Source organism: Nocardioides okcheonensis (genome assembly GCF_020991065.1).
Lineage (GTDB): Bacteria > Actinomycetota > Actinomycetes > Propionibacteriales > Nocardioidaceae > Nocardioides > Nocardioides okcheonensis.
On sequence record NZ_CP087710.1, the window covers coordinates 651,276 to 668,104 of the forward strand.

12 protein-coding genes are annotated in these 16,829 nt (G+C 65.6%); 6 read left to right on the plus strand and 6 right to left on the minus strand.

Going from position 1 to position 16,829, the window contains the following annotated elements:
• The first annotated feature begins 517 nt into the window (after positions 1–517).
• The gene (mobF, locus tag LN652_RS02910) at positions 518–6,811 is read left to right on the plus strand and encodes a MobF family relaxase (RefSeq protein WP_230443204.1); all 6,294 of its coding nucleotides are present in this window, start codon (positions 518–520) and stop codon (positions 6,809–6,811) included.
• Positions 6,812–7,403: 592 nt separating this feature from the next.
• Here mobF and LN652_RS02915 read toward each other — a convergent pair.
• The 4 genes from LN652_RS02915 to LN652_RS02930 form a co-directional block, all read right to left on the minus strand.
• Positions 7,404–8,876, minus strand: coding sequence for a toll/interleukin-1 receptor domain-containing protein (locus tag LN652_RS02915; RefSeq protein WP_230443205.1), 1,473 nt, complete (start codon positions 8,874–8,876; stop codon positions 7,404–7,406).
• Between the two features lie 311 nt (positions 8,877–9,187).
• Positions 9,188–9,967 carry a PDDEXK family nuclease gene (locus LN652_RS02920; protein WP_230443206.1) on the minus strand — a complete coding sequence of 260 codons (780 nt, stop codon included), beginning with the start codon at positions 9,965–9,967 and terminating at the stop codon, positions 9,188–9,190.
• Between the two features lie 106 nt (positions 9,968–10,073).
• On the minus strand, positions 10,074–10,892 hold the full coding sequence (locus LN652_RS02925) for a hypothetical protein (RefSeq protein ID WP_230443207.1): 819 nt from the start codon (positions 10,890–10,892) through the stop codon (positions 10,074–10,076).
• 220 nt (positions 10,893–11,112) lie between these two features.
• Positions 11,113–11,394, minus strand: a complete 282-nt coding sequence (locus LN652_RS02930) for a hypothetical protein (RefSeq protein ID WP_230443208.1) — start codon at positions 11,392–11,394, stop codon at positions 11,113–11,115.
• A gap of 52 nt (positions 11,395–11,446) precedes the next feature.
• Between LN652_RS02930 and LN652_RS02935 the strand changes: the two genes are divergently transcribed.
• The 3 genes from LN652_RS02935 to LN652_RS02945 all read left to right on the plus strand — a co-directional run bounded on the left by LN652_RS02935 (position 11,447) and on the right by LN652_RS02945 (position 14,167).
• Positions 11,447–11,989, plus strand: a complete 543-nt coding sequence (locus tag LN652_RS02935) for a hypothetical protein (protein ID WP_230443209.1) — start codon at positions 11,447–11,449, stop codon at positions 11,987–11,989.
• 99 nt (positions 11,990–12,088) lie between these two features.
• The gene (locus LN652_RS02940; protein WP_230443210.1) at positions 12,089–13,138 is read left to right on the plus strand and encodes a nucleoid-associated protein; all 1,050 of its coding nucleotides are present in this window, start codon (positions 12,089–12,091) and stop codon (positions 13,136–13,138) included.
• A 75-nt stretch (positions 13,139–13,213) separates the two neighbouring features.
• Positions 13,214–14,167, plus strand: a complete 954-nt coding sequence (locus tag LN652_RS02945; RefSeq protein WP_230443211.1) for a RelA/SpoT domain-containing protein — start codon at positions 13,214–13,216, stop codon at positions 14,165–14,167.
• Positions 14,168–14,177: 10 nt separating this feature from the next.
• Here the strand turns inward: LN652_RS02945 and LN652_RS02950 are convergent, their stop codons facing one another.
• Positions 14,178–14,630 carry a hypothetical protein gene (locus LN652_RS02950; RefSeq protein ID WP_230443212.1) on the minus strand — a complete coding sequence of 151 codons (453 nt, stop codon included), beginning with the start codon at positions 14,628–14,630 and terminating at the stop codon, positions 14,178–14,180.
• 305 nt (positions 14,631–14,935) lie between these two features.
• On the opposite strand from LN652_RS02950, the gene LN652_RS02955 reads away from it, so the two are divergent.
• Both LN652_RS02955 and LN652_RS02960 read left to right on the plus strand, forming a co-directional pair.
• Complete coding sequence (locus LN652_RS02955) at positions 14,936–15,136, plus strand: hypothetical protein (protein ID WP_230443213.1); 201 nt, start codon at positions 14,936–14,938, stop codon at positions 15,134–15,136.
• Positions 15,137–15,203: 67 nt separating this feature from the next.
• Positions 15,204–15,674, plus strand: a complete 471-nt coding sequence (locus LN652_RS02960) for a hypothetical protein (protein WP_230443214.1) — start codon at positions 15,204–15,206, stop codon at positions 15,672–15,674.
• A 154-nt stretch (positions 15,675–15,828) separates the two neighbouring features.
• On the opposite strand, the gene LN652_RS02965 is transcribed toward LN652_RS02960, so the two are convergent.
• A complete protein-coding gene (locus tag LN652_RS02965) occupies positions 15,829–16,809 on the minus strand; it encodes a DUF4192 domain-containing protein (protein WP_230443215.1) in 981 nt (326 codons plus the stop codon).
• Positions 16,810–16,829 lie beyond the last annotated feature (20 nt).

Genomic DNA, 16,829 nt, shown 5'->3' on the forward strand with positions numbered 1-16,829 from the left:
CGACAGCCTCTCGCAAAGACAACCCCTCCACAGAGGTCATGCGCTGCAACGCCTCGCCAGCTCTGCGCTCGGCTTTCTCAACCGATAGATCGCGCTCCTTGATCGACGTAATGACGTTCACCGCGAGGTCCTCGAGGCGTCTACTGCGGTCAAGAAGCTCGGCGCGTCTCTTCGAAGCGACTGTCCGGGCGTCACGACGCGCAGCTTGCCGCACACTCTGCGTGACCATCTGATCAACTCCTAGTTTGAAGGTTGTCCCTCGAACGACCTATGCCGCCGTTCCTCGCGCCGCGCTCACCGACACCCCCGCCAGTCGCGACGCACCTCGTCCGCGTCCCGAAGGTCAACCCGCCAGCAGCCTCAGTGCGTCCCCCCATGTCGCGCGCCAAGTCCAAGCCACACACACCTCTTGCATTGCCGGAGGGGCGACGCCGCCGGTGGCCTGATGTATCCAGGTTGGCCGGCGCGGTTCGCATGACTCTCGCGGCCGGTCGGTGGGACATAGGTGCGGGTGACCATGAGCCTGCACAAGCTCACCGCCGGATCGGGGTACGACTACCTGACCCGTCAGGTCGCCGCGCTGGATGCCACCGACAAGGGTCACGTCGGCCTCGCCTCGTACTACGCCGAGAAGGGCGAGACCCCCGGCGTCTGGATCGGATCCGGGATGGCGGGCATCGACGGCCTCGACGTCGGCGACCTGGTCACTGCCGAGCAGATGCAGAACCTCTTCGGCGCCGGACACCATCCTCTGGCGACTGAGCGAACCCGCGCTCTGGACCACCAGATCGGTCGCCCCGACACCGCCTCACCCACCGAGGTCGACTACCGGGCGGCGGCCCGGCTCGGGGCTCCGTTCAAGGTGTACGACCACGACGTCAGCGCGTTCCGGATCGAGGTCGCGAAGCGACTCGCAGCCGTCAGCTCCGCGTCCGGGCACCCAAGCGACTACCCCGTTCCAGCCGCCGTACGCGCGGCGGTCCGCACCGAGGTCGCCCGCGAACTCTTCCGCGCCGAGCACGGCCGCGACCCCTCCCCCGGCGCCGACGGCGCCCGCGAACTCGCGGCCGTCATCGCCCGGCACTCGCGCCCTAAGACCACAGCGGTCGCCGGCTACGACCTCACCTTCTCCCCCGTCAAGAGCGTCTCGACGCTGTGGGCGATCGCCGACCCGCACACCGCCGCGACCATCGAACGCGCCCACCAAGCAGCCGTCCAGGACGCGCTCACGTTCCTTGAGACCACCGCGCTCTACACCCGCGAAGGAACCAACGGAGTGCGGCAGGTCGACGTCCGCGGTCTCGTCGCGACCGCCTTCACGCACCGGGACTCCCGCGCTGGCGACCCCGATCTCCACACGCACGTCGCCGTAGTGAACAAAGTCGAGACCCTGTCCCCCACCACCGCAGACGGCTCGGCCACTGCTGGTGGCAAGTGGTTGGCGATCGACGGCCGTCCTCTCCACAAGGTGGTCGTGTCCGCCTCCGAGACCTACAACACGGCCCTGGAGCGGCATCTCGCCGACGCGCTCGGAATCCGCTTTGCCGAGCGATATGAGGACCCCGGTCAGGGCGCGGCGCGCGGGCGACCGGTGCGAGAGATCGTCGGCGTGGATGCCCGTCTGAACACCCGCTTCTCGAAGCGACGCCTCTCCGTGGAGGAGCGTCGAGCCGTCCTGGCCACCGACTTCCAAGCCACGCACGGCAGACCTCCGACACCGGTCGAGGCGATCCACCTCGCCCAGCAGGCCACCCTGGAGACCCGGAAGGCCAAGCACGAACCCCGCTCTCTCGCCGAGCAACGTGCTGCCTGGCGCAGGGAAGCCGTCGAGGTACTCGGTAGTCCACATCGGATCGCGACGATGGTGCGCACAGCGCTGAACCCCACCCGCGAGACGCTCGCCAAAGCCGGCGCGACGACGGATGCTGCCGTCGACTCTGGGTGGTTCGCCGAGCGCGTCGAACGCATCCTCGCGACGTTGGAGAGCCACCGCAGCACGTGGCAGTACTGGCACGTGTACGCCGAGGCACAACGTCAGGTCCGCTCAGCGGCGCTCGCCACGAAGGACGTCGCGCGGGTCGTCGACCTGCTCGTCGGCGAAGTCCTCGACATCCATTCCATCAGCCTCGCGCGCACTCCTGGCGCGAGCCTCACCGATGCCGACGGGATCTCCGAACCGCGCCAGCTGCGACGGGCAGACGGGTCCTCTGTCTACAGCTCAGCGCGAGCAGACCTGCACACGTCGCGTCGGATCCTTGCCGCCGAACAGCGACTGGTGGCAGCCGCGGGCAGACACGACGGACACGTCGTGGACTCCTCGGCCGTCGACCTCGCGGTCCTCGAGCAGACCGCCCACGGCATCACGCTGAACCTCGGGCAGTCCACCATGGTGCGAGAGATGGCGACCTCGGGCGCTCGACTGCAGCTCGCCATTGCGCCCGCCGGCTCTGGCAAGACGACCGCCATGCGCGCGCTCGCCAGCGCCTGGACCGACGCTGGCGGCACCATCCTCGGCCTCGCACCCTCTGCCGCAGCCGCCGACGCACTGCGCTCCTCGATCGCGCCAACTTCGCCGAGTACCGCGGCCGACACCGACACGCACGGCTCCGTCCACACTGACACGCTGGCCAAGCTCACCCACTCCCTCGGCCAGTCAACTGGTTCGTCTGGTGGTCACTCCGTCGCTCCGATCGACCAATCGCCAGCCTTGAATCGCCCCAACAGCCCGATGGCGGAGGTGCCGGCCTGGATCGCGAACATCGGCCCGCACACGCTGGTCGTCATCGACGAAGCCGGCATGGCCGACACCCTCTCCCTCGACGCAGCCGTCACCCACGTCCTCGAGCGCGGCGGCAGCGTCCGGCTGATCGGTGACGACCAGCAGCTCGCCGCGATCGGCGCCGGCGGAGTCCTCCGCGACATCCGCACCCACCACGGCGCACTCCACCTCAGCGAGCTCCTCCGATTCACCAACCCAGCCGAGGCCGCCGCATCGCTCGCGCTGCGCGAGGGCCGCACCGAGGCACTCGGCTTCTACCTCGACCACCACCGCGTGCACGTCGGCGACCTCGCCTCCGTCAGCGACGACGTCTTCACCGCCTGGCACAGCGACCGCGCCCTGGGTCTCGACTCGATCATGCTGGCTCCTACCCGAGAACTCGTCAGCGAGCTGAACTACCGCGCACGCACCGCTCGCCTCGACGAGCCCGACCACCGGGACTCCGCAGAGGAGGCCACGGGTGCTCGCGAAGGGACACGGTCGCGGAGCATCCGGCTCGGCGACGGCAACGAGGCCTCCGTCGGAGACCTCATCATCACCCGGCAGAACGACCGTCGACTGCGCACGTCGACCACGGACTGGGTCAAGAACGGCGACCGCTGGACGGTGCTCCACGTCCACGAGAACGGCGACCTCTCCGCGCAGCACCTGCGCCACCACCACACCGTTCGACTCCCCCACGACTACGTCGCGAACGCCACCGGGCTTGGCTACGCGTGCACCATTCACACCGCGCAGGGCGTCACCGCCGACACCATGCACGGCCTGGCCACCGGCGAGGAATCACGCCAGCAGCTCTACACGATGCTGACGCGAGGGTCCGCCGCCAACCACATCTACCTCCAGGTGGTGGGCGACGGCGATCCCCACTCGATCATCCACCCATCGCTCACCCATCCCCGCACCCCGACCGAGATCCTCGAGTCCATCCTCGCGCGCGACGAGGCCCCGCACTCCGCCACCAGCCTCCTGCGCGAGCAGACCGACCCCACCCTTCGGCTCGGCCTCGCCACGCAGCGCTACCTCGACGCGCTGCACTATGCAGCCGAAGCCGTCCTACGCCAGCAGCCAGCCGGCTTCCCGCCAAGCGACCCGGCACGCGAGGCGCCCGTCGATCCACCGACAGATGCCGTCCTAAACGTGGTCCACGCACTCGACCACGCCGCCCAACGTCTCGCGCCCGGGCTGTCCGACGAGCCCGCCTGGGCGACCCTGCGCGCCCGGCTCCTCCTTCTCGGAGCCGACGGCCACGACCCCACCGCCCTCCTGACGCGAGCCGTCGCCGCAGGCGATCTGCGCACTGCCACCGACCGTGCCGCCGTGCTGGACTGGCGCCTCGACTCCGCCCTGACTGGCCGGGACGACATCGGCCCCGCACCCGACGCCACCCGCCCTGACACAACCCTCCCCGACACCGCCCTCCCCGGCACCGGCCCGCCGGGACCCCTGCCGTGGATGCCGGGTATCCCGACCCTCGTCGCGAAGGACCCACAGTGGGGTGGCTACCTCACCCAGCGTGCTGAGCTCGTCGCATCCCTCGCAGACCAGGTCCGCACCCGCGCCACCAACCACGCCGAAAACCACGCGCGCCCGCACTGGGCACAGAACGGACTCGCGGCCAGCGTCGAGGCCATCGCCGCCGTCGAGGTCTGGCGCGCGGCGATGCGGGTTCCCCCCGACGACAGACGACCAGTCGGACCACCGCAGCAACAGAAGTCGGCAGCCGACTACCAGCGAAGACTCGCCCGAGCGGTCACCGGGGCAACCGCTCCCGCACTCCAGGAGTGGCGAGGTCTCCTCGTATCGCTCGCACCCCAGATCAGCGAGGATGAGTTCACGCCGATCCTCGCCGAACGTCTTGCTGCCATGTCCCGTGCCGGACTACCCGCCCATCGACTCGTGAGATCCGCGGCGACTGCGGGCGTACTCCCCGACGCCCATGCGGCCGCTGCGCTGTGGTGGCGCATGTCGCGACACGTCACACCCGCCGGCGCCAGCCGCATCTGCGAGGCCATCCAGCCCGGAAACAGCGACCCGATCAACGCGGGATGGATGCCCCAACTCACGGAACTCTTCGACGCAGACCTCGTCGAACGCCTACACGCCAGCATCTGGTGGCCGGCGCTGGTCAGCGCGCTCGACCACGGAGTACATCGGGGCTGGCAGATCGAAGCACTGCTCGGCGGCACGCCGCAACCGACTCGCCCCGAAGGCGGCTCCAGCCTCGACACGTCGGAGGGCATCGACGAATGTCTGGCCCTGATCTGGCGCACCTCGATCGCACTCGAGCCCATCCCAGATCCGGCCGCTCGCGACGAGCAACCCGATGCGCCTCCCGCCGACCTGTGGGAGGGAGTCGAGGTCGACCCCAGCAGCACCTGCGAGGTCAACCCAGAGCCAGAGCTCATCCGCGACCCGGATCTCGCCGAACCACACCACCACACCACGCAGCTCGACTCGAACGAGCACCAGGACGCCACCATTGGCAGTCCCCCGACTCACGCGGCTCCCGACAGCGATGACCAATGCTTCGTGGAGCCAGACCTCACCGTCGCGGCCCTCATCCGCGACCTCGGAGCCACCCCACTCCCACTGACCGAGGCCGAGATCCGAGACATGAACCGACGCGCACAACAGTGGGACGACTCCCCCGTCTCGCGAGAGCGAGCGGTAGAGATCAACGCGATGGCCCGAGACTTCTTCGAGACCGCGTTTATCGGATCCTGGGCCCGCGCGCACCTCGTCGAACGACTCGGTATCGACCTCGCTGGGCACGAGCAGTTCCACCCCGGTCATGCCCCTGCTGGATGGCGACATCTGGTCGAGCACCTGCGCCGACACGGCGTCACCGACGACGAGATGCTCTGCGTAGGCGTCGCCACGACGTCGTCACGCGGGGATCTGATCGACCGGTTCCGGGACCGTCTGATCTTTCCCATCGCGGACCGTGACGAGGTCCTGGGATTCGTGGGCAGACGCCACCCCGACCTCGCCGACGAGACCAAGAACGCAGGCCCCAAGTACCTGAACACTGCCGACACGCCGCTCTTCCACAAGGGCGCCCAGCTCTTCGGATCGAGCGACGAACTCGTGACTGCCGGCGCTCAGGTAGTCCTGGTCGAAGGACCACTGGACGCCTTGGAGGTCACCATTGCCAGCGCCGGCCGCTACCTCGGCGTCGCCCCACTCGGCACCGCGCTCACCGACGAGCAAACACGACAGCTGGCCGCCATCAAGCAGGCGACTGGCCACGATCCGATCATCGCCACCGACGCCGACCCCGCCGGCCGCGCTGCTGCTGAGCGTGACTTCTGGATGCTCGCCCCGCACGGACTCGACCCTGCCTACGCGAGGCTGCCGAGTGGTCTCGATCCCGCCGACCTGATGACCCAAGAAGGACCCGCGGCACTGACTGCGGTTCTGCTGAGCGCACGACCCCTCGGCGAGCACCTACTCTGCGAACGCCTCCTCAACCTCGCGCCCAACCATGCACACGAGGCAGCACTTCGCGTGCTCGCGGCGCGGCATCACCGCGCATGGAGAACAGGAGCAGAGGTCATCGCAACCCACCTCGGCCTCGAGCACCGCCACGTTCGTCGCGAACTGCGCGACGCCGTCAAGGCCTGGGACCTCGATCCACACAAGATCGCCCACGCCGAACTCGCCCGCGGCGCGAGTGCTCGTGCGGACTCCCACACAAGTCCGGCCGAACGATGGGCCCCGGTGGCACTCACCGTCGATTCCCGGCTCGTCTCGCAGCCCGACTGGCCAGCCACGGCCGACGCACTACAACTGCTCCACGACCAAGGCCGAGACGTCGACACCGCAATCCGAACGGCGATCGGGCAGATCCCACTCGGGTCCATGCCAGCACGCGACCTCCGCTATCGCCTGGCCTCAATCGACGGACAGCCCGGAGACGACCACCTGCCTGCTCAGGACCAGGACACCAGCCCGTCCAGTGGCACCCTGCAGGCACGCAACCTAGCGCAGCCGAACCGGCCCGCCGCTAGTCCGAGTCCGAGTCCCTAGACGGCCAGCCCGACGCTCCGCGGCCGCCTCCCACCGCTCGAACCCTCTCGACAGTGGCGTCTTCCGAGGCGCACATCGCGCACAGGATGACTACGTCCGCAGTCTGCGCCCCATGTTCACTGATACGCAGTTCCTCAGCCCCAGCGTCCCCGTCTTCCTTCCGCACCCCGACGGCACAGTCAGGCGGATCGAAGTCTCCGTGCTTCTCGCCGAGGGCGGGCGGCAACTCGTCGCTCGAGACGAGTGCAAGGAGATGAAGTGGTACCTCCCGCAACCACCCGTTCGCGACGAGACGACAGGCCTCCTCGTGGCGACCCCTGCTCCATGGCCACTGGTAGAGCAAGCGCCTGTGGAGAACGAGCCGCGCGTCACTTGTTCATCGTAGGTTCGGACCATGAGTGAGATCGAACCCTGCAACATCTGCGGATCGCGTGCGCAGATTGACCGATTGGTCAACGAGGCATCGCACGGGGAAGCCGGCCCGAGGGTTCAACTGAACCGCAGGTGCACTAGCGACAGATGCCCAAGCAACATCGGCACCCGGCAGATCGGCGACACCGTGTGAAGGAGAAAGCCTCCGCATCGCAACTCATCACCAGCGCTCTGACGCCCGCTTGTTGAACTGCTCCGAGTACGACTCAACTGCAGCGCGTGCTCGTTCCACGTCACCTCCAAAAAGGCCCGCTTGGACTGGTGCCCACATGGCGCCGTCTCGCTCCAGCTCGTATGCCCAAGCTGTGATGGGGCTCGAGTCGATTCGGTACATGTTGTTAGCCGCGCGGCCGAACCAGTAGCCCATACGCCAGCGACGCCCGGACTCAGGTAGAGGGCGGGTGAGGAAGGTGTCTTCCGCGAGGATTCCTACGAAAACCTCGGCTCGCTCGAACTCGGTCGTCCAAGTGGCATCGTCGGGCATCTGGTCGGCGAAGAGTGGCTGCAGTGCCTTGTAGAGCCAGTTGAACTCCGGCGTGGAACCGGACTGCATCTTGCCGTTCTGGCCGAGTTCCTCCAGCACATCGTCGATCGTCAGGTCCTTTGCGGCCGCGTAGGAGAGCATCGCGGCGACGCCGTTGCCTTGAGCGAACGCGTGATACGGATCAGTCAGCTCGAGCAAGGCAAGTGGCGCGCCGCCAGCCCGTGAATGTGCAACCGATGAGTCCACAACGAGCACCTTTAGGTTGTCCCAGCGCCGGTCCGAGACCGCAGCGACTGCCGCGGTCATGACTGAGAAGGTCGCAGGTAGCCGGCGAAGGTCAGTGAGGGCCTGATAGCCACCCATCACTGTGGTCGAGGCTTCTGTCATGCGGCGCAGCCCAGTGATCCATGGGGTTAGCAGAGCCGGTTCCCCCCAGCGTGCCGCGATACGGAGGGACGCGCAGAACGGCGCTGCAAGTAACCAGGTTTCGTGCGCGTGCTTGGCGACGGTGCCCGCCTGCTGGTTGCTTGTCCCCGCTATGGGTCCGGCGCCAAACGCGTCGCTCTTGAGTACGCCTACGACGCGGTTCGCCTCCTGCGTGACAAGCTCATCAAGCTCGATGCGGCGACTTCCGTCGAGGAGCAGGTCCTTCGTGAGGGCGCGCATCATGTCTGGTCGGGTCGCGTCTGTTGCTTCTGCTACTGCCGCCATGGTTGCCGCCGGACTCAGAGGACGAGCTCCCATGATTCTGTTGATCGTCGTGACCAGTGACGCGGCAGCCGCAGGCTCAGTCGGTCCATAGAGATCGACGTAGTTCAGATCAGCCAATCCGCGGCCACCCCCGAGATCCCATTCCGGTAGCGGCCCGTTGTCGAAGCGCACCGGAATCAGCCACTTGTGCCCCGGAGCCATCTGACGGAACTCATCAACGGCGAGAGTGAGCTCCTCGTTCATGTGTGTTTTCGCACGTCCTCGCGACTCGTCCGAGAAGCACGCAAGAAACACGAGCGATCCTTCGCGGATTGCCCTCTTGATCTCTGCGCGCCAGTTGTCTCCTGGTGCCAGGTTCACCCGGTCACGCCAGTATGGAATCTGGGCAGCGTCCAAGATTTGGCACAGCCGGTCTACCTGCGAGTCGTTCTCGTGCACGTAGGAGATGAAGACGTGCTTATCAATTCCTGGGGCCACAATCGGAGCCTAAGTCCACAGGCCGACACCGCCGACGCGACGCGACGGGTTGCGAGAGCAGACTGTGACAGAGAGAGCCCTTCACGTTGCAACCATGACGACACCTGTTCGGTGGTGACGTGACGGGAGGCCGCAGATCTGCTCGGCGTCCACAAGAGCGCTGTATCGAGAATGATCCGACGCAGCGACCCAGTAGGCAACGGTGACGACCGATCCATGCGCGAAGTGGTGACGTGGATCGACCACTCAACTGAAGTGCCACACTGACGCGGTCACGGCTGCTTACCGAGTCGCCACAGGAAGCCTTCGACAAGTCTGTCGAGCGCTTCGGCATCGCGCACGTCGGCGACGTCGAAATGATCGACCTCGGCTACACCGCAATACCGGAACAAGCGATCTCGCGACGTATCGCTGGCGCGCTTGCCGACGTGGTGCGGACCGTCGACCTCGATGATCCCGACGCGGTTCTTGAAGCAGACTACGAAGTCGGGTTCCAGCGTGTTTCCGGTGATGCGTGCGGACGGGAGCGCCAAAATTGTCAGGTTCTCGGCTTCGGGTCGCCGACCCTGTGCGCGGCGTAGGGCTTCATAGACCTTGACCTCCTCGGCGCTTCGGAACGACATCCGGTCGGCGCGGAAGTCGGGGGGTTTCGGAGCCAGTGTTGCCTGGTTGCGAGGTCCCTCCCCCAGGCGCCGGCTGGCCTGTTCTCGCCAGTTCGCAGGCACGGGCGGTGCGGTGAAGTTCATCTCGCGGACGTGGACGTGTTGAGGTTCGAGAGCCTCATTCAAGTGCGCCACGATCTCACCAGCCATCCGATCGTGGATGCTGTCAGTGACATGCGTCGGCCCTTCGACCCAGACGTCGCAGAGGTTGACCGGTGCGGAATCGTCGAACGGCAGAGCGAAGAGCAGGTCGACGTGGTCGATGCGGACGATGCGGCAGTCCAGTAGGAGCGCCGCCGCTTCGGTGTGACCCCGGTCCATCAGTAGCTGGACGGTCTGGCCCAGTTCTTGGTCATAGGAGGTTTCCGGCTCCGTTGGCTCGTCCGTCACGGGCACGCACCCTACGCCGCTGCCGGGCCGAGGGCGCGGATCGCGTGGTACCCGCCCGCTCGCTGACGATGCGCGCCGACCGCCTCAGCGTGTGGAGGGCATACGACTACTCGTCTTCCGCGTCGTTGTGCCAGCCAACTTCACGCATGTACTCCGCGATTGCCGCGTCGTCGTACTCAACCGGCAGCAGTTCCGGATCCATGATGTCGGGCCCCTCGCCCAGAGGTTCGGAAAGCTCCACCAGCGCCAAGAGCCACTTCCGTGCAGCGTCCAGCATCGCCGGATCCTCAGTCCATAGGCCCATCTCAAGGCTCGACCGAGAACTCTGCGTGAAGTTCGCAGATCCGATCCACAACCGTCGTGGCCTGAATCCGTAGATGTCCTGGACGAAGCCAGACGGGTGCTCATCAGTCCACCACATGTCACCGAGCAGCAAGATCTTGGCGTGAACGATCGGCACCAGCTGGTCTCCCGCCCTCCGGAATCCGAGCTCGCGTACGCCCGAGATCGTGTGCGTCGTCCAGTCCCCGGCGTACGGCCCAATAACGATCGGGTTGCCGTCAGCTTCGCGGACGGCGAGCTCCGACAGTTCCGGGTAGGCCGATTGCAACAACCCCACCTTCTCCGCAAGTTCCGTGAGCGCAGGCCACGTCGGTTTCCCGTGGGCCCTCTTGCCTTGCTTCGTCACTACGATGCAGGCGTTTGCCATGCGGCCAAGGACCTGCAGCAGCTCGGGGTCGTCCATCCACATCGCACAACCCAGAACACCAGGTCCCCAGTTCCGATCCGTGCGACGCGTATCGGCGGCTCGTTGCAGCTCATCCACGAGGGTGCTCAACACATCCCTGCCGAAGAGTGCCTGTCCGGACGCGTGCCGCACCACGCGATCCAGTCCAGGTGGGAACGCAGCAAGGTTCTCGGTCACCACAGAAGGATGCCTCTCGCCATCCCGGATACCGCCTACGCCCCGGCGGGTTGTCGTATCGCTCTCCTCGGTCGAACATGAGGACGTGAGCCAAGCGCGCCCCGAGCCCGAGGACTACGAAGCCTGGCGTGCGCTCTAGGAGGTCCTCGAAGAGCGAGACCGCGAGTGGTGGGCAGACGATTCGTCCGACGACGACTGAACTCTCCGCCGGTATTTGGGCTCACATAGTTCGACGGGCGTCGTGCTGACCGGTGTCGTAGCCGTCGAGTCCGCCCTCGAACCAACTGTGAGTCGCGAGCTGGAGCAGCACAGCTTCGACGCTCATGCCGGACGCCAGACTTGAGCGCGCGTCGTGAAGTAGCGCTGCGAGCATCAGGTTGTTCGGGCTCGGCCATGGCGGATTTGGCATTTCGGCGGTTCGCGGGGTCGGCCACTCTCCGCGCTTCATGTCCTGTCCCCAGGTGTGAGTCTGCGCGGACTCCCAGGGGTCCTGATTCGTCATAGAGTCAGCGTCCCACCGCCTGATGTCGGCCGATGGCGCCACACTGCACGGCATGGATGAACTGGAAATGGACCTCATCGACGTCACCCTCTGGATCTGCCGCCCGATCGACGGCGGCGTGGACGTCCTTCGACAGTTCTCCGCTGACGTGCAATACGAAGGCACCAGCCAAGGCGTGGACATCGGTCAAGTGCACGGCTGGATCGGGTGGTCGATCGCGGACGAGAACGTCGCTGATGCAGGTGATGCGATCTGTTACGACGCGATGCAGCTCGGCACAGCTGCACAAGAGATCATCGACGGTCACCTCGATACCTACATCGACTCGGCCCTGCTCATCGACCGCATGCACCTGCATCCCGAATGGCGCGGCAGGCGGATGAGCGGTCTCATCATCAGCCGCGTACTGGACCTTCTCAGGCTCACTCCGGGAGAGACCGCGGTTGTCCTTCACCCCGAGCCGCAGCAGCCCACCGGCGGACCGTACGTTGACGGTCCGGAACGCGACGACGCTATGTCACGACTCCACGCTGCGTACCGCGCAAGCGGCCTGACGCCCTGGCGCGACGGCCCGGTCTGGTGGCGGCCAATCTGACCGTGCTCTTCACCCTGATGGCGCGTTTCTCCGCGTTCTGCTAGCAGGAATGCCCGTTACTCGCTTGAATGCCCCAAGACTGAGAAGTTGGGGGAAGCAATGTCGGGGGTCGGCAACATCAAGCTGGGCGACACAATGGTGCACGAGGTGCCTAGGGGGAGCAGTACGGCAAGTCCGGACCTGAGTGTCATTCTCTCTGCGGGTTTGACGCCACTAGACGCAGACACGGATCGCTTCATTCGCGACCAGATGCTCGCGCCATTTCTTCCCGACGGACGCGACATTGTTGCGGTCGAGGAAGTGGGTCCCGACGGAACGAGCGACCTAGAGCTGGTTCCGCGCCTGGTCAAGGAACTCATCGCGGACCCCACCAAGCTCCCCGACCACAGCCGCCAGATTGCCCAGCACCTGTTCGACAGCCAGGTTGGCGCCGCTCCTGCCGGCATCTTCCTCGCTTCAGTGGGCACTTGCGACGCCGGCGACTGCGTGATCGTCATGAAGGCTGAACATCAGGAGGGCGTTCGCATGCGCCATCACGGCACGCCTGGCCACGTGTCGTTCGATGTCGAGCACATCTCAGAACTCATCGTTGGCAAGAACTCGAAGGTCTACAAGATCGCAATGCTGTGGTTGCGACGAGACGACACCGTGGTCGGCAAGATGGTCGACAAGCAGAACGGCGCAGGGTGGGCGGACTACTTCCTACACAAGTTCCTCGGCATGCAGCTAACGTTCCAGTCCGAGATCCTGACACGCGACCTGCTGGAGAACGCCACTAAGCACATCAACTCGAGCTTCACCCCAGAGAAGCGGACGAGGTACACCCGGGCGTTGGTCGCGCTGCTAGAAGGGCCCGAGAAGGAGATCAGCGGCAGCCAGTTCCTGATCCGCTCGATCGACCCGGAGGACCGGGACGACTTTGCTGAGGCTCTTCCACCCCAAGTCCTCGCGACCTTCCGCAAGGACGTCACGCTCGTCAAGAGCCGCATAGGCGGCCTGGTCTTCGATCTCCAAGGCGGGGCCGTGCAGGTGAAGGCGACGAGTGAGGCAGTCGCCAATGGGTTGGTGGAGGTCGACGAAGTCGAGGAACAGGTGGTCATCAAGGGCGTCCCAGAGAACATTGCCCCCTCCGGCCCGCCGAAGAGGTAGTCGTGCGTGCGTTCGACGGAACCAATCGGGTACGGCATGGGTGAGTCTCGTCCGGAGCAAGCAGATCCTGCGGCCATGTACCGGGCCGCCGAGCCCCACCTTCACGCCGCTCTTGAGCACTATCGAGACGCTGTCGAGAATCTGTTGCGCGGGCGAGTACCCGAGCACTACGTGATTGGTCGGGTGAAGACAGCTCGAAGCCTCATTCGGAAGCTTCGGTCGATCCCGAATGACCCACGCTCGTGGGAGTCAATCACCGACAAGGTCGGCATCCGGGTCATCTGTACGACCAAGGTCGACTGCGCGACTGCTACGAGCCTCATCCGGGAGGGGCCATGGGTCGTCCAAAAGTTCGAACGAATGAAGGGCAAGGGCCACGACCGGCTGTTCTACCCCGGCATCCACCTCGACATCGAGGACTCGACGATGGTGGACCACGCTGGCCTGCCCATCGGATGCGAGGTTCAGATCCGAACGCGTGCGCAAGATGCGTGGGCGGTTGCATCTCACAAACTCACCTACAAGGGCGCTATCACTCCGCCCAAGAAGATGCGGCGACTGGTTGACCGCCTCACGATCTTCGTCGAGGTCTTCGATGACGAGATTCACCGACTATTCAAGAAGCGCGCAAAGCTTCCTCTGTATGCGGAGGCGGTTTTCCTCGACCACGTTGAGGACGTATACGAAGAGGTCTCGGGCGAGCCGGCCGAAGGCGTAAAGGACCTGTCGCTCATCGCCATCCTGATGAACTCCTACGACGACATCGACAAGCCGAACGCCGCCGCCCTCGTTCGCGCGCATTGGGAGTCCCACCCGGAACTCGCAGAACTCGTCCGCGATCATGGGATCAGGTCCGACAGCTACCACGATCCGAGCCACTGGCTGTTCACCCAGCCCGAGGTGCTCGTAGTGCTGGAGCGCTTGGCGAACAAGCGTTACATGCTTCTAAACGCCGTGCAGAATACCGATCTCGAAGACATTGTTCGATCGACAGCGATCGCGGCCGGGCAACCACTGCCCAGCGACTGAAACAAGCTGATTAAGTCACTGCCGAAGCGAGTACCTCGGCAACAATGTCGCGAGGCAAGGCGGCGAGATATCCGGCAACTCGTCGAAGGGTCGACCGGTCGTCGTCATCCGAGGTATTGGCCTCAGCTTGCCGGAACGCTTCGATCAACCTATCCACCGGCTCTTGCTGGCTGGGCCAGATCCCGACGGTGCGCCGGCCGCGCTCCAAGAGGTCCACCCCCCACACGGTTGCCTGGCCGTTTGCGCGTGTTGGTCCTCGACGCACCCCGATGTAGCGGGACTCTTCGAGCCAGCGCAAGGCAGCGTCGACTCCGGCGGCGTCCGTATCGGCCACCTGCGCCATGCGGAAGGTGGCCGCGTTGATGACCTCACCGCTGGCGGCGGCTTGGCGCGCGACTTCCCTCAGCACGGGCAGGTCGCGGCGGTACCACTGATCCTCAATCGGCATGTCGTCATCACTCATCATCTGTCCTTCATCCAGGGCTCATCACGACTAGCTCTCACCCTTGCAGTCTCGTCTGCTTCCGTCCGCTCTTCACGTAGTCACGAAGAGACGTGTCGGACGACGTGCGGGCGCCGACCTTTTCGACACACCTTCTGCAAACAATTCGACTCTGCACGCTGCGAGCCGCCACGTGGGGGCGTTAGACGTGGTGGTGAGAATCAGCCAGCTGTCCTGCAATGGGACACCAGGCGAGGATTCCCACGACCCTAGGTTCATTTCCGCCGCCGAAGGCTGATGTCGGTGGCGCCTGCAACGATCCGATCGTGGACTTCCTCGACGCCGTTGACTACGGCCTTCTCTTGCCTCGGCGAGTAACGAAACTTCTCGCAGTCGGTCTCATGGTTGGTATCGCATTCGTGCCGCCGGCGCAGCGGTGGTGGCTCGAGCAGATCGACTCTCACGCCGAGCACGTGACTTGCGAGTTCGTCGAGGGACTAGGTTCCAACGGCGCGAGCGCTGAATGACGTCTGGAACTCGCTAGTGGCCAGTCCCCGAAGCCAATTCCAGACCGCATAGCAGAGGAATGCCACCATGAACGACGCTCTCTGGGCACTTATCGGCGTGCTCGCAGGCACTCTTCTGGCTGGAGCTATGTCGCTCCTGGGCGTGAGCCTCACCATCCGCCACTCGGACCAATCAGCTGAGCGCATCCGCAGGGAAGGCCATCGCTTGTATGTGCGGGAGCAACGTCGTGAGGCGTATGGCAACTTCATTGCCGCCGTGCTAGATGCTGAGAAGAGAGCGGGGTTGAAGGACGAAGATGGCGAACCTGTTCCCATGACCGCCGCTGAGGTCCAGAACGCCCAGTCAAGAGTTGTGGACGCCCAGAGCTTCATGGTGATGTTCGCCAGCGGGCCTGCCGTACGTGCGTCGAATCAGGCGATGGGCGAGGTCATCGGCCTCCTGCACGGCGTGAGCGGGCCGTCTGGACGGCGTGACGGACTCAGCCAACTCGTGGCAGTTGCTCGAGACGAGTTCAGAGCCGATGTTGTGGACGACTAGTGATTGCCTTTGGAGCCGCGCGTGGCGTCAACCAAAGGCGGGTCCTTCCGTCGCGATCGAGGTTGAACTCCTGCGCGTGGTCGCCAGAGGTGAGGGCGACAACGAACTCCCCCGCGATCGGGTCCCACTCCCCGTGGTCAGCGGACCCTTCGCGCTAGCGTCTTGGGTTTGAACGCTGGGTGGTGTCGGTCGCGCGGGGAGGGTCGCGACGCGGATCATGCGCCGACCTCGCGTTGAGCGATTCGTCGACTTCGTTGCTCGCTTGTCGCATCTGCTCGTCAAGGCGCTCCCACTCGCGAGGATGGAGCCCGTGCTCGAGCATCGATGCGACGATGGCAGCCATGGAGTAGGGCGGCCCCGGTGGTATCTGGTCGAGGGCGCACCAGGCGCGGGCGCCGTCTCCGCGGAGCCAGCTGCTGAAGGCAAGCATCGTGGCCGGTGCAGTGCGGGCTTCGTCCGGGGCGCGGCGGGTGAGGTCGGTCCATAAGGCGACGTGCGAGGCGGCGTTCTCGCGGGTCATGTCGGCCCAGAGCGCGTCGCGAGTGTCGATCGTCTCGAGCGACACCAGCGTCCGGGCGGCGTCGCGGTCTGTGAGCCGGTTGCCGTCTGCGTGGAACTGCTGGAGCCGCGCTTGGGCCCAGGCGCGCTCGACTCGGGGTGGGCTCGAGGTCACTCTGGCGCGGACGACATCGAGAGCTCGCGCGACACCTGTTCGGTCTCCGACTAGGGACGCGGCCAGTGCCGCTCTGCTGACCGCCGGCTCCGCCGCACCTGCGAGGACCATCTCGGCAGCGACTCGCGTTACCGTCCGGGTGTCGATGACGCCCGCCTTGACGGTGTCGAGGTCACGCCAGCGGTCGTCGTGGGTCTGGAGCCTCGGGTATGTGGTCACGCCGATGGTGTCAAGGCGGTTGGCCAAGTGGTGGCTGGCGCGTTCGGCCGCTTCGTTGTCCGCGGTGAAGCAGATGATGCCCGCGCGGGCGGTTCCTCGCACGTGTCGATTCAGGCCTTCGTGGACTGCTTCCCACACGTCCTCCCGCTGGCCGGGGTTGGTAGGGAGGTCGACTCGGAGGGCCGGAAGATCCGGTCCGAAAGGGACCACGACTAGAGACTCGGCGGGCTGGAAGCCGAGCATGTGCGGCACAGCTGCAAGGA